The 12912-nt window shown below is 40.1% G+C and carries 12 protein-coding genes and 2 pseudogenes; 8 read left to right on the forward strand and 6 right to left on the reverse strand.

Annotated features, from left to right (window positions below; translation table 11 throughout):
- Positions 1-121: 121 nt before the first annotated feature.
- The 3 genes from HMPREF9184_RS02725 to HMPREF9184_RS02735 all read right to left on the reverse strand — a co-directional run bounded on the left by HMPREF9184_RS02725 (position 122) and on the right by HMPREF9184_RS02735 (position 2754).
- The gene (locus HMPREF9184_RS02725; RefSeq protein ID WP_001273838.1) at positions 122-1195 is read right to left on the reverse strand and encodes a DUF2974 domain-containing protein; all 1074 of its coding nucleotides are present in this window, start codon (positions 1193-1195) and stop codon (positions 122-124) included.
- 127 nt (positions 1196-1322) lie between these two features.
- A complete protein-coding gene (locus HMPREF9184_RS02730) occupies positions 1323-2099 on the reverse strand; it encodes a ferredoxin reductase (RefSeq protein WP_033585938.1) in 777 nt (258 codons plus the stop codon).
- Positions 2100-2184: 85 nt separating this feature from the next.
- Positions 2185-2754: a TetR/AcrR family transcriptional regulator gene (locus HMPREF9184_RS02735; protein ID WP_033585911.1), complete on the reverse strand. Its 570-nt coding sequence runs from the start codon at positions 2752-2754 to the stop codon at positions 2185-2187.
- Positions 2755-3159: 405 nt separating this feature from the next.
- Here HMPREF9184_RS02735 and HMPREF9184_RS02740 point away from each other — a divergent pair, with 405 nt between their 5' ends.
- The 5 genes and pseudogenes from HMPREF9184_RS02740 to HMPREF9184_RS02750 all read left to right on the forward strand — a co-directional run bounded on the left by HMPREF9184_RS02740 (position 3160) and on the right by HMPREF9184_RS02750 (position 6607).
- Complete coding sequence (locus tag HMPREF9184_RS02740) at positions 3160-3837, forward strand: response regulator transcription factor (RefSeq protein WP_000548969.1); 678 nt, start codon at positions 3160-3162, stop codon at positions 3835-3837.
- Positions 3830-4804: a sensor histidine kinase gene (locus HMPREF9184_RS02745; protein WP_000887939.1), complete on the forward strand. Its 975-nt coding sequence runs from the start codon at positions 3830-3832 to the stop codon at positions 4802-4804. The genes HMPREF9184_RS02740 and HMPREF9184_RS02745 overlap by 8 nt, the downstream gene beginning before the upstream one ends.
- Before the next feature lie 6 nt (positions 4805-4810).
- A pseudogene (locus HMPREF9184_RS10045) lies at positions 4811-4909 on the forward strand (peptide ABC transporter); the annotation flags it as partial.
- Between the two features lie 55 nt (positions 4910-4964).
- A pseudogene (locus HMPREF9184_RS09735) lies at positions 4965-5267 on the forward strand (DUF898 family protein).
- A 278-nt stretch (positions 5268-5545) separates the two neighbouring features.
- Positions 5546-6607: a DUF389 domain-containing protein gene (locus tag HMPREF9184_RS02750; protein WP_000197796.1), complete on the forward strand. Its 1062-nt coding sequence runs from the start codon at positions 5546-5548 to the stop codon at positions 6605-6607.
- A 152-nt stretch (positions 6608-6759) separates the two neighbouring features.
- Here the strand turns inward: HMPREF9184_RS02750 and thrS are convergent, their stop codons facing one another.
- The 3 genes from thrS to HMPREF9184_RS09740 all read right to left on the reverse strand — a co-directional run bounded on the left by thrS (position 6760) and on the right by HMPREF9184_RS09740 (position 9971).
- A complete protein-coding gene (gene thrS, locus HMPREF9184_RS02755) occupies positions 6760-8703 on the reverse strand; it encodes a threonine--tRNA ligase (protein ID WP_000591024.1) in 1944 nt (647 codons plus the stop codon).
- A 10-nt stretch (positions 8704-8713) separates the two neighbouring features.
- The gene (locus HMPREF9184_RS02760) at positions 8714-9340 is read right to left on the reverse strand and encodes an ATPase AAA (RefSeq protein WP_009755151.1); all 627 of its coding nucleotides are present in this window, start codon (positions 9338-9340) and stop codon (positions 8714-8716) included.
- 256 nt (positions 9341-9596) lie between these two features.
- The gene (locus tag HMPREF9184_RS09740; RefSeq protein WP_001246981.1) at positions 9597-9971 is read right to left on the reverse strand and encodes a hypothetical protein; all 375 of its coding nucleotides are present in this window, start codon (positions 9969-9971) and stop codon (positions 9597-9599) included.
- 197 nt (positions 9972-10168) lie between these two features.
- Here HMPREF9184_RS09740 and HMPREF9184_RS02770 point away from each other — a divergent pair, with 197 nt between their 5' ends.
- From HMPREF9184_RS02770 to HMPREF9184_RS02780, 3 genes are all read left to right on the forward strand, one after another.
- On the forward strand, positions 10169-11011 hold the full coding sequence (locus tag HMPREF9184_RS02770; RefSeq protein WP_000161110.1) for a metallophosphoesterase family protein: 843 nt from the start codon (positions 10169-10171) through the stop codon (positions 11009-11011).
- A gap of 56 nt (positions 11012-11067) precedes the next feature.
- On the forward strand, positions 11068-11505 hold the full coding sequence (locus tag HMPREF9184_RS02775; RefSeq protein WP_001167383.1) for an Rrf2 family transcriptional regulator: 438 nt from the start codon (positions 11068-11070) through the stop codon (positions 11503-11505).
- Positions 11506-11572: 67 nt separating this feature from the next.
- Positions 11573-12595, forward strand: a complete 1023-nt coding sequence (locus HMPREF9184_RS02780; protein WP_000273630.1) for a YdcF family protein — start codon at positions 11573-11575, stop codon at positions 12593-12595.
- Positions 12596-12912: the final 317 nt, after the last annotated feature.

Consider the following 12912-nt stretch of genomic DNA (forward strand, 5'->3'; position numbering starts at 1 on the left):
AAGATTTGTTACATTTTGACAAAAAAAGAATCTCTCGTCAAGGTTCGTGATTTAGACTAACTTTTCTGACCCTTTTTTCTAAAAAAGCCAAGGAATCGGGTGATTCATTGACTTTCTTATCTTAACGATTCTTCCAAGCTTGGTAGCGGGTGTCAATCAAGAGTTGGGTTAAGCGTCCCATGGTTTCTCTTTCTTCGGGAGTGAGGGATTGAGCTTGGACAAAGAGATGGTGAATGTGTTCAATAACCTTGAAGGAAGAAAGATCGTTGATGGAGGAGATACCTGCATCAAGAATGATTCCAAAAAAGAGGTCGAAGTAGAGCTGCAGTTCCGTATCAGGGACCGTCTCAACCCATTCCTTGAAAGTGGTATCGACTTGCTGGCTGTCACTATTGGTCTCATCCAGTTGGACAAAGTGTTTGTCTTCAACCTGCCAACTAAAGGTGTCGTGCTGGGCAATACCACCTAGGGCAGTGCTTCGAACGACGATTTTTTTATCAGGAATTTCCAGCATCATCCCGATGATAGACCCTTGTGGGACAAATACTTTCGTCCTTTCCATCATGTTTTGATAGCCAGCTGTTTCGGTCAGTTCCTTGTGAAGGCCAGGCGCATCAAAAGTATAGACAGCGACAATGTTTTTTTGTAAAAGTGGCTCAAGGTGGCTGGTAGCGTAGACGGCTAGGTTGCCTCCTTTTGAGTGTCCTGCCAGAATAAGCTTTTGGTTAGGATGTTGAGCAAAAAAGTCCTGTAAATACTGGAGGGCGTGTTTTTGAGCTGGAATTTCTTTCATATAGGTCATATGGAAATCTTCTTTCCAACCGATGATACTATCATCCGTTCCGCGAAAAACAAGCAAATAGGTATCGAGACTGATACGATAAGTCATAGCTGCAAACTGTTTTTGCAATTCAGGATCGATATCATTGATAAAGTTTGAGAGCTTGCAATTTTTAAACCGTTTGTGTTGAGATAGTTGATCCAACAACTGGAGGCGGTTCTTATTGGTCAGCATAGTCGTTTCTCTAGGGATTTGAGGTGCTAGATCTATGAGACGCTTTGGTTCTTGAGCGACTACATCATCAAAAGGAAGATAGGTTAATTCAGTCAAGCAAAGAACGTCTAGCTCGTTCATTGGGAGGTCATAAAAGGAATCGTATGCTACATCATTCAAGTAGTCAAAAATATTAGCCATAAAAGCTCCTTTCTCTATGTTTATCCTACCACATTTACATAGAATTAGCTAGTAGGCTTGTTTAGTCTCCCTCCATAATGAACTAGTAGTCGGGGTTTAATTCAGATATACAGAAGACAGATTGCTTTTATTTCAAACCTCTAAATGAACTTACTTGGATATTTTTGTTATCAATGTCATTTTTCTTTAAAAAATTCTTCATCTCATTTACATTATCAGGCTGACCTGTGATGAGATAGCTGGCTTGATTGCCGTATTCATCAATAGCACGTTTTAAAAATTCTTGACTTTGAGAAAATTCATCGCTAGTTTTATAAGTAAAATTCGATGTTTTTTGAGCCAGTTCCTTCATCTCATTATCGAAAATAGTAACTCCTTTGTCATAATGGTTGAGAATAATCGGACATTTACCAGCCCATTCTTTGATAAGGGGACGTAAAGCAGAAATGCCAACATCAGATGCAAAGCAAACTAGTGGCTGATTCGTATCTTTAACGGTTAAAGAGGAATCCAGCCAACTCATCTCAATCTCACTGCCAGCAGATAAATGTGTTAAGGTTTCCTTAAAGTGGCTACCACTATTATGCGTTAAAATGAGGATCTCATCTTCATCAGGTGTGGAGGCAATGGTTAGCCATCGACTGGTCTGCTCTCCCTTAGCTTCATATTTTTTAGCAGTAGACGAGGTATCAGGGAGTGTAAACTTAGCATAAGCCCCAGCTTTCCAGATTTGATGACTCGGTTTTGTGATATGAATTAAATATAGATCTCCGCTGGGGTTTTCGATGGATTTTATCGATAATGTCTGACTTCGTCCAAGATAGGCGATGGCACCCCAAGTTATAAGGGCTAGTAATCCAAGTGTTGAAAGAATGATAATAAACATTTTTTTACCTCTTTTCATTTTTTTATGACTCCTATTCTTAATTATTGAATGAACTAGAATTAAATTCATTCATAAATTTCCAAAAAATAAAGAAATCCATTCTTTATTTTAGAACTCCTTTTATGAAGTTGGTTGCAAGTATTTCGACAGTTTTGCTAATATCTGGAAAATCTTTTTCCGTAATATGCATATCCATGTAGTAAAATAGGTTGTAAACTTGTAAAATCTCTTGAATCTTTTCTGGAGAATACCCTTCAGCCTGCATACGATTTGTAAAGGTTTTAACTAGAAACTGATGAAATGGATTTGCGACTTTGCCTTCTTCTGAGGAATAGTAGCTATGCAACTCATCGGCTATGGCAGGATTGTACCATTCTGCAAGGATTTTATTGGAAGAAACGAGTGCTCTGGACTGAGCAAAGAGTTGACTAATAAGATCAATCATATCAATTTCCCAATCCAGTTCTTCAATCATAGCTTGGCGAACATGGTTGTTTTCATCTATATAGATGTCTAGAAAAATGGCTTCTTTACTCTCGTAATAGTTATAAAAAGAGCCGACTGCTACACCAGCTTGCCTAGCAATTTCTGAAATTCCTGTCGCCTTGTAACCCTTTTTCGAAAAAACGTCATAAGCCGCTGTTTTTAAAGCTTGTTTTTTGTCCAATATGATTTAATCTCCTTTGCTTTATGAATGAATAGATTGATTTGTTCATTCATATTCTAACAAATCATGGCTAGCTTGTCAATAAGAAGGATAAATTAGTTTAAAGAAATTACATTTATGAACAGAAGAGTTACATAAGCTTATAAGGCATTTACTTTGATGAGATTGTTAATTTTAAATCTTTTTTTAAGTAAAAAAACACGGACCAAATGAGCGCAAAAAAGGGGAAAAATAGGATAAGGCTGGAACTATAGTTAAAAATAAGGTATGATATCAATGGGATTATTCTCTATTTAGCTTTCGCTTCCTAATCTGGATTTGAAAAATAGATAGCCGAATAGTTGAGATACTAATCCATAGATTTTTTTATTAAGGCATTTGATATTTTGAACAAGAGTAAAGGAGGAACGCATGCACAAGATTTTATTAGTAGAAGATGACCAAGTTATTCGCCAACAGGTTGGTAAAATCCTCTCTGAATGGGGCTTTGAAGTAGTCTTGGTGGAAGACTTTATGGAAGTGCTGAGTTTATTTGCCCAGTCGGAACCTCATTTGGTCCTCATGGATATTGGCCTGCCTCTTTTTAATGGCTATCACTGGTGTCAGGAGATTCGCAAGATTTCCAAGGTGCCCATTATGTTTTTGTCTTCTAGAGATCAGGCTATGGATATTGTCATGGCGATCAATATGGGAGCGGATGACTTTGTAACCAAGCCTTTTGATCAGCAGGTTCTCCTTGCCAAGGTTCAGGGTTTATTGCGCCGTTCCTATGAGTTTGGGCGGGATGAGAGTTTGCTGGAGTATGCAGGTGTGATCCTCAATACCAAGTCTATGGATCTGCACTATCGGGGTGAAGTCCTGAGCTTAACCAAGAATGAATTTCAGATTCTACGAGTTTTATTTGAACATGCGGGCAATATTGTGGCGCGTGATGATCTGATGCGGGAACTCTGGAACAGCGACTTTTTCATCGACGACAATACCCTGTCTGTCAATGTTGCTCGTTTGCGCAAAAAGCTGGAGGAACAAGGCTTGGTGGGCTTTATCGAAACCAAGAAAGGGATAGGATACGGATTGAAACATGCTTGATTGGAAACCATTTTTTTTAGCCTATCTGCGCTCTCGTAGTCGCATCTTTGTCTATATTTTTTCGTTGGGATTTCTTGTCCTACTCTTTCAGTTTCTGTTTGCTAGTCTAGGATCTTATTTTCTTTATTTTTTGCTACTCAGTAGTTTTTTGACCTTTTTATTTTTGGCTTGGGATATGTTTGCAGAAGCCCAGATTTACCGTCAGGAAATTCTCTATGCTGAGAGAGCTCCTAAGTCTCCTCTGGAATGTGCGCTGGTAGAGAAACTTGAAGAGCGAGAATCTGAATTGTATCAAAAGAAGTCGGAAGCACAAAGCAAGCTGACGGATTTGCTTGATTACTATACCTTGTGGGTTCACCAGATCAAGACCCCCATTGCGGCTAGTCGACTTTTAGTGGCAGTAGTTTCTGATCGGGAGGTCAAGCAGCAACTGGAACAGGAAATCTTCAAGATTGACTCCTATACCAATCTGGTGTTGCAGTACCTGCGTTTGGAGAGTTTTCACGATGATTTGGTATTTGAACAGGTTCAAGTGGAGGACTTGATCAAGGAGATGGTTCGTAAGTATGCTCTTTTCTTTATCCAAAAGGGACTGACGGTCAATCTACATGACCTTGACAAAATCATCGTGACCGATAAGAAGTGGCTGTTGGTCGTCATTGAACAAATCCTCTCAAACAGCCTCAAATATACCAAGAAAGGTGGACTAGAGATTTATATGGAAGGCCAGGAGCTCTGTATCAAGGATACGGGAATCGGGATTAAAAACAGCGATGTCCTCCGAGTCTTTGAACGTGGCTTTTCAGGCTACAATGGCCGTCTGACCCAGCAATCATCTGGACTTGGCCTCTATCTATCTAAGAAAATTTCTAAAGAACTGGGCCACCAGATTCGTATCGAGTCTGAGGTTGGGATAGGAACAACCGTTCGCATCAAGTTTTCCAATAGGAATCTGATGATTGAGTAAGCATAGTTGATGACAACCTTATCCATCTGTGGAATTTTTGTTCTAGTCTATATCTCTATTTTCATGATAACGTCTAGAAGTTACCGTAAGATTGTCCAGATGTAAAAAATGTTACACTAGGAAACGACTAGAATATAGTCAAAAAATAAAAGAGGCAAAAATGAAAGAAAGTTATTTTGACGGAGGTATCCTAGATTATAGTGGATACTCTATCTTAGTAGCCATAATTTTCGGGCTTACCTTGGGGATCGCAACACCTTGGGCGATTTGCATGATGCAAGATTGGTAAATCAAACACACGGTAGTAGATGGTCAACGTCTATACTTTGACGGGACTGGAGCACAACTATTCGGCTACTGGATCAAGTGATTTCTTCTAACCATCATCACGTTTGGGATCTATGGCTTCTGGTTGAAAATAAAAATGGAGCAATGGAATGTCAAACACACTCATCATGTTTAAACATTAAAACGGCATCTTCTTTCAGAGGAGATACCGTTTTTTCTTTTTCGGATAAGGAAACAAAATTTTCTTCCTTTCTCTATCTTTTAAATTGATAGATTTTTTCAGAGAAAGACTGTAAAATTTTTGATATAATGTTAAGGATGGACTGACGGATGCTTAAAGGATAATTTTCAAAAGAATAACAGGTGAGAATTAAAAATATGTAAGATTGGACAGAAGTCTCTCTATCATCATCCATGCAGAAACAAGATTATATGAAATAAAAGGATTAACCAATGACCAGAAACTATTCAACACGTGAATACCGTGAGAAATTATATGATGATCTTCATGTTCGATTAAGAGATACAGTGATTTTGATGTGTGCGATTTTTATTGCCTCTATAGGTCTAAATATGAATTCAACAGCTGTCATTATTGGAGCCATGCTGATTTCCCCTCTTATGACACCGATTGTTGGACTGGGTTTTGGTTTAGCTATTTTTGATACCCGTTTAATCAAGCAATCTCTAGAGGTTTTATTTACTCAAGTATTGGTCAGCTTGCTTGTCTCGACTCTATATTTCTGGATTTCTCCCTTATCTTATGCAAGTAGCGAATTGATTGCACGAACCTCTCCAACCATTTGGGATGTTCTCATTGCTATTGCTGGTGGGATAGCAGGTGTAATTGGGTCAAGGAAAAAAGAAGCAAACAATATCGTTCCAGGAGTAGCCATTGCAACAGCTCTGATGCCACCTATCTGTACTGCAGGCTATGGTTTAGCTAATGGAAATCTACGATTTTTATTTGGGGCTCTCTATCTTTTCTTGATCAACTGTGTCTTTATCATGCTAGCCAACATTGTTGGAACAAGAATTTTGATGAGAAAATCTCCCTTAAGTTCATTTAAAGAGCTAAACATTAAAATGAAAATTGGCTTGACATCCTTGATTGTATTATTGGTTCTTCCAGCCAGCTATTCAGCAGTCACTCTGACGATAGATCAAGCGCGAAAAGAAGGAATCAAACAGTTTGTAGGAAAAGAGTTCGCCAATCACACGGTTATTAATCAAGTCTACAAGTCAAGGAACAATGAATTAGTCTTGACGGTTGTTGGAGATCCGATTTCAGAAGAAGAATTAGAAACGCTCCACCAAAAACAAGCCTCTTACGGTATTCAATCTGTTCAATTGAAAGTCAATCAAGTTCATAATTCGACAAAATTAGACAGTGATACGACCAAGGAATTTTATGAAACCATTAACAAGTATATCGATCAAAAACTATCTGAAAAAAATTTACAAAACGATCGCGCAAAAGAAAATGAAGCAGACAATGAAGCAGACAAGGATTGAGGATATTGACTTGTCTAATTCATGAGAGCAAATCTTGTGTGATGGTTTGACCAATCACTACTGGCTCAGATTAAATAAAATATAAAAAGCAACAGCTGAAATAGTTGTTGCTTTTTCTGGCTCTGAAAAATGTTTCTCAGACAGTGATCGTTTTATTTCTCAACACGAGATTTGTTGGCGATATCAGCAAGGATTGCTGCTACAAACTCATCTACTGAGACAGTTTGTGTTTCTTTTTGACCATAGCGGCGAACGTTGACTGTTCCGTCTTCCATTTCCTTATCTCCAACGATCAATTGGTAAGGAATCTTGCTGGTTTGAGAAGCACGGATCTTGAACTGCATTTTTTCGTTGCGTTCATCGACATCAGCACGGACACCACGGTCACGGAGTTTCTTAGCCACTTCCCATGCATAGTCCACGTGTTTTTCGTTAGATACTGGGATGAGGGTCACTTGATGTGGTGCAAGCCATGTTGGGAAGGCACCCTTGTAGTTCTCAATCAAGATAGCTGTGAAGCGTTCCATAGTTGAAATAACGCCACGGTGAATCATAACTGGACGGTGTTCTTCCCCGTCAGCCCCAATGTATTTAAGGTCAAAGCGTTCTGGAAGCAAGAAGTCCAGCTGGATAGTCGAAAGGGTTTCTTCTTTTCCGAGAGCTGTCTTAACCTGGATATCCAATTTTGGTCCGTAGAAGGCCGCTTCCCCTTCGGCTTCAAAGTAGTCCACGCCCATTTCATCAAGGGCTGCACGAAGCATGGTTTGGGCATTTTCCCACATCTCATCGTTATCAAAGTACTTGTGAGTATCTTGAGGGTCGCGAAGAGAGAGGCGGAAGCGGTATTCAGTCAAGTTGAAGTCTTCATAAACATCGATAATCAACTGCAGAGCACGCTGGAATTCTTCTTGGATTTGTTCTGGTGTAACGAAGAGGTGACCGTCGTTGAGAGACATTTCACGTACACGCTGAAGACCAGTCAGAGCACCCGATTTTTCATAGCGGTGCATCATTCCGATCTCAGCAATACGGATTGGCAACTCACGGTAAGAGTGAACATGGTGTTTGTAGACTTGGATGTGGTGTGGGCAGTTCATTGGACGAAGGACAAATTCTTCCCCGTCACCCATGTCCATGGTTGGGAACATATCTTCACGGTAGTGATCCCAGTGACCAGAAGTCTTGTAAAGTTCCACAGAGGCAAGTGGTGGAGTGTAAACGTGTTGGTAACCTGCAGCTATTTCCTTATCAACAATGTAGCGTTCCAATTCACGACGGATAGTCGCACCGTTTGGCAACCAGAATGGCAAACCTTGTCCCACTTCTTGAGAAATCATGAAGAGGTCAAGCTCTTTACCAAGTTTTCGGTGGTCACGTTCTTTGGCTTCTTCACGCATTTGAAGGTAGTTCTTCAAGTCTTTCTTGTCAAACCAAGCTGTACCGTAGATCCGTTGCATCATAGCATTGTCGCTATTTCCACGCCAGTAAGCACCAGCCACATGGAGAAGGTGGAAGATTTGGATACGACCTGTTGATGGGACGTGCGGGCCACGGCAGAGATCCACATATTCGCCCTGACGATAGATGGTCAAACCACCCTCATCTTCAGAGTGTTCTTCAATCAATTCCAATTTATAAGGGTCGTTTTTGAAGATTTCACGCGCTTCATCTTTGGTTACTTCCTCACGAATAGACGGGAAGTTTTCTTTGACGATTTTTTGCATTTCTTCTTCAATACGAGGCAGGTCTTCGTTAGAGATTTGACCAGCAGTATTGTCGGTATCGTAGTAGAAGCCATCTTCGATAGCTGGACCAACTCCCAAGTGAATGTCTGGGAAAAGGCGACGAGCTGCTTGGGCAAATAAGTGAGCAGCCGAGTGGCGCAAAATCGGAAGGGCATCTTCGTGATCGGGTGTCACGATTTCAATGGCACCATCTTCAGTGATAGCACGAGTTGTGTCGATGAGTTTGCCGTTGAATTTACCAGCCAAGGCTTTTTTAGCTAGGGAATTGCTGATGCTTTGCGCAATTTCAAAAGTAGTAACGCCTGATTCGAATTCACGAACAGCGCCATCTGGGAAAGTAATCTTAATCATGGTTTTCTCCTTAAATATTTATTCTATTTATATTGGACAATTTTAAGAGCCGAGCGACCTCTTCCGCAGTTTGATTCTCTGATTGACTGCCATCTGTTATGAGGCTAGGATAGCCTAATAACACCGATTCCTTACGAACCATTTGAGCAAAAAGAATGTCTCGTTGCATCCAGTTTTCAAAAGCTTGCTCAGGATTGGTAGTTCCCTCTAAGACATAAGGAACCCATTCTCTCTGTTTATAGTGCTTTTTCTGAAAATCAGCTGTCGGAGTCAAGCATAGATAGGAAGACGCTAGGCATTCAAGCTCCTTTACCAAGTGAGGCAAAAGTCCTGCTCCTTCAACCAAGAGAGGTCTATCTTGATTTTTTATCAAGTAAGATTTTACATAAGGAAAAATCTCTTCATAAAAGCGCCATTCTTCATCTGCCATCTCTTCTGGATTTCTCATCCAGATTTGTTCTGGATTTCTATCCTGCCTAAGAAGGCAAATTGGCTGTGAGTCTGTACTTGCTTGACTCATCATCTCTTCTACCAAATCATCCAGTTTGATATGAAGTAGTTGATACTGTCTAGCAAGAAGTGAGGCAATTGTTGATTTTCCACTACAAGGCGATCCGCCAATCATATAAAGCATCATTCTTCCTCCTTCTGACAAAATAAAAACGACATCCTAAAAGGACGTCGCAACGTGGTTCCACCTTCATTTATGTTCCTCAAAAAGAGAGACACCTCAGATTGGCTTTAACGTGGCCACCGTTTTATGTTTTCATAAAAGTCAGTAGAGTAGTATCAGTTTAGGCTCTCTATGCGTTTCCAGCAACCACGCACTCTCTAGTAGAAAGGGACTAAGTGACTTGTCTCTATGCATTATTATAGCATGATTGCGAGATTTTTCAAGGATTTTGTGAAAGTTTTTTATTTTTTCCTCGCTGTAGCATGTATTTAATACCCGAACCTGAAGCCATACCAAGTAGGGCAAAGAGTTCATAAGCTAGGAAATAAACGAGAATGAATTCATGAAAAGTGATGATGGTAAAGCAATAGAGCAATCCGACACCAAGCAGCCACCACAGTGAGAATTGGAAGCGGTAGCTATAAAGAAGGGACACGATAAAGGTTGCCAAAGGTGAAAAAAGAATGATGTTGTTAATGTACAGTCCCTTCAGCGTATAAGGGTCAGAAATCAGCAGTAAAAGCAACTCATAGAGAGGCCAGTAAAAGAAGAATATGACAAGGTAATATGGGATATACTTAAGATAGTTACGCATGGCAATAGTCCTCCAATCTGCAAAAATAGAGAGATGTCGAAGACCACATGATCCTAAATGAAGGGGAACTCTCTACCTATATTGTAGCACGATTTGGAAGCTCTTACAAGTTGATCAGGTAAGCAGTGATAGTGATTTTTTGGAGTGTTTTCTGCTATAATACTAACAGAAGAAGTAAGAGGAAATGAGGAGAAAGAATGACGAAAATAGCAGTTCTTTCAGATATACATGGAAATACGACAGCTCTGGAAGCTGTACTGGCTGATGCAAGAGCTGCAAGGGTAGACGAGTACTGGCTTTTAGGAGATATTCTTATGCCAGGAACAGGACGTAGAAGAATATTGGCTCTCTTGGCTAGCTTGCCCATCACTGCTAGGGTACTGGGGAATTGGGAAGATAGTCTCTGGCGTGCTTTGCATCGCAAGCTAGATCCTACAAAAGCGAGTCATCGATATCTCCTGCGCCAATGCCAGTATATCTTAGAAGAAATTAGCCCTAAAGAAATCGAAGACCTCAACAATCAACCTATGCAAGTTCATCGTCAGTTTGGTGATTTGACGGTAGGAATTACTCACCATCTCCCTGATAAAAACTGGGGTAGAGAGTTGATTCATACGGGAAAACAAGAAGATTTTGATAGATTGGTGACGGAACCGCATGCCTCTATCGCGGTATATGGGCATATTCACCAGCAATTGCTTCGTTACGGAAGTGATGGACAGTTGATTCTCAATCCAGGATCCATTGGGCAACCCTTCTTTTTAGATGCGCAGTTGCGTAAGGACCTGCGTGCCCAGTACATGATTTTAGAGTTTGATGAAACAGGTTTGTCTGATGTTGATTTTCGTAGAGTGGATTATGATGTAGAAGCCGAATTGCAGTTGGCTAAGGATTTAAAGCTCCCCTATTTCCAAATCTACTATGAAAGTTTAGTCAATGGGATTCACCATACTCATAATCAGGAACTTCTGTATGAAATTGCCCAAGAACAAGGGCATGATGCTGAGTTGAATGCGTGGCTGGGTGGTGGTAATAATTGACATTACAACACAAAAGGGTATAATGGGTATCAAATAGGATGTGAAAGGAGAAGAAGATGCAAATTTCAAGTCGATTTACGATTGCGACTCATATGTTAATCATCATTGCCATCAAGAGTCAAGAGAGCAAAGTGACCAGTGATTTTCTCGCAGCCAGTGTTGGAGTCAATCCGGTCATTATTCGCAAAATCTTGTCCCAACTCAAAAAAGCTGAACTGATATCGGTTGCGCGTGGGACGGGCGGTACTGAGATTATCAAAGACCTCCAAGATATTAGCTTTTTTGATGTTTATCAGGCTGTTGAATGTTTAGGAAAATCTGGTAAACTCTTTAGTTTCCATGACAATCCCAACCCCAACTGTCCAGTGGGGGCCAATATCCATGAAGTCTTGGATCAAAAATTGCTGGATATCCAACTAGCGATGGAAAACCAGCTTCGTCAGACGAGTCTGGCTCAGGTTGTGGCTGATACTCAGGATAAAATGATCAAGTAAGAGGGCTAGAGTCCTCTTTTTCTATTGCCATAATTATGGTACAATGTAGTCATCAAAGGAGAAGACTATGTACTTTATTACAGGATTTTTTGTCCTACTTTTTTTAGTTTCGTTTTTTAGAGACAATCGCAGTCTCTGGAATCCGGCTCTTTTGCTTTTGTCTCTGCTTTTTTCTTACCTGTCTATTGCCAATTTTTTTTACGAGGCTGGGCAAGAAGAATTGCACATGATTTTCTTTGCAGTGATTTTTCTCTTGCTTCCATTTTTAGTTTTTCTAAGTGGCTTTTTCCTTATTTATAACGGATTTGTGTTGTTGAAGAAAGAAGGAAGATCCAAGGCAAATTATTTGTCTCTGGGACTAGGGTGCGTGATTCTATTCTTTTTTGTGATCATGGCGATTCGAGTGAGCGATACCAAGGGCTTGTTCTACACCAACCATCTAGTGAATATTATCTTTTTCTTTTTGATTTATTCGTATTTGATTTTTGGTTTTGCCTTTGCAGGATTTCTGCTTTATTCTATTCTGTATCTTTTTATTCCTAAGAAAAAACACTATGATTTTATTATCATTCACGGGGCTGGTTTGTTGGATGGAGAAAGGGTGACTCCTTTGCTCAAGCGTAGGATTGACAAGGCGGTCGAGGCTTACTACAAGTCGAACAATCCAGATGTCAAATTGATCGCTAGTGGGGGCCAAGGTGGGGATGAGAAGATTTCCGAAGCTCAGGCCATTTGTAATTATTTGCTGGAAGAGACGGATGTTCCGAGAGAAGCGATTCTCCTAGAGGAAGACTCAACGACGACTTATGAGAATCTTCTCTTCTCAAAAGAAATGGGAGAGAAACTGGTGGCAGGTCCACGTTTTCTCTTTGTGACCAATGACTACCATGTTTTTCGAACCAGTACCTATGCTAGACAACTCCGTATGAAAGGAGATGGCTTAGGCTGTCGAACGGCGGCCTACTATATTCCATCGGCCTTTATCAGAGAGTATATTGCTCTATGTGTGAAGATGAAATGGCTTTTTATCGCCTTCTATGTTTTATTGATTTTAGCTTTGATTTTCTCTTATAAGGGTATTTTATGGTAATTTGTGAACTCATCGTTGGGTGATTTTTGTAAAATTCCTATTGTAATAATTGTTAGATTCTCTAAAAAAATTACAGTAACTTAAAAAAACGGAAGTTCCATTAGTAGCAACAATGGTAGAGCGGGTCAGGAGATTATAGGTGAGGCTTTGGAATAGCTTGGTGGTTACTCGTCAATCAATTGGATAATTTCTAACCTAGTTACAGATTTTCAGAGAGGGTCAAAAATAAGCAACTGCATATGGGTAGACTAGATTTTTACAGTCAACGACAAAAAATGTGAACCAGCAACAGAGGTTCACATTTTTTTTTTTTTTTT

It is taken from the genome of Streptococcus sp. oral taxon 058 str. F0407, assembly GCF_000235485.1.
Taxonomy (GTDB): Bacteria; Bacillota; Bacilli; order Lactobacillales; family Streptococcaceae; genus Streptococcus.

Coding starts and splice junctions, on each gene's coding strand:
- HMPREF9184_RS02780 (WP_000273630.1), top strand. CDS start 11,573: ATGTACTTTATTACAGGATTTTTTGTCCTACTTTTTTTAGTTTCGTTT.
- HMPREF9184_RS02750 (WP_000197796.1), top strand. CDS start 5,546: ATGACCAGAAACTATTCAACACGTGAATACCGTGAGAAATTATATGAT.
- thrS (WP_000591024.1), bottom strand. CDS start 8,703: ATGATTAAGATTACTTTCCCAGATGGCGCTGTTCGTGAATTCGAATCA.
- HMPREF9184_RS02770 (WP_000161110.1), top strand. CDS start 10,169: ATGACGAAAATAGCAGTTCTTTCAGATATACATGGAAATACGACAGCT.
- HMPREF9184_RS02760 (WP_009755151.1), bottom strand. CDS start 9,340: ATGATGCTTTATATGATTGGCGGATCGCCTTGTAGTGGAAAATCAACA.
- HMPREF9184_RS02740 (WP_000548969.1), top strand. CDS start 3,160: ATGCACAAGATTTTATTAGTAGAAGATGACCAAGTTATTCGCCAACAG.
- HMPREF9184_RS02745 (WP_000887939.1), top strand. CDS start 3,830: ATGCTTGATTGGAAACCATTTTTTTTAGCCTATCTGCGCTCTCGTAGT.
- HMPREF9184_RS09740 (WP_001246981.1), bottom strand. CDS start 9,971: ATGCGTAACTATCTTAAGTATATCCCATATTACCTTGTCATATTCTTC.
- HMPREF9184_RS02725 (WP_001273838.1), bottom strand. CDS start 1,195: ATGGCTAATATTTTTGACTACTTGAATGATGTAGCATACGATTCCTTT.
- HMPREF9184_RS02775 (WP_001167383.1), top strand. CDS start 11,068: ATGCAAATTTCAAGTCGATTTACGATTGCGACTCATATGTTAATCATC.
- HMPREF9184_RS02730 (WP_033585938.1), bottom strand. CDS start 2,099: ATGAAAAGAGGTAAAAAAATGTTTATTATCATTCTTTCAACACTTGGA.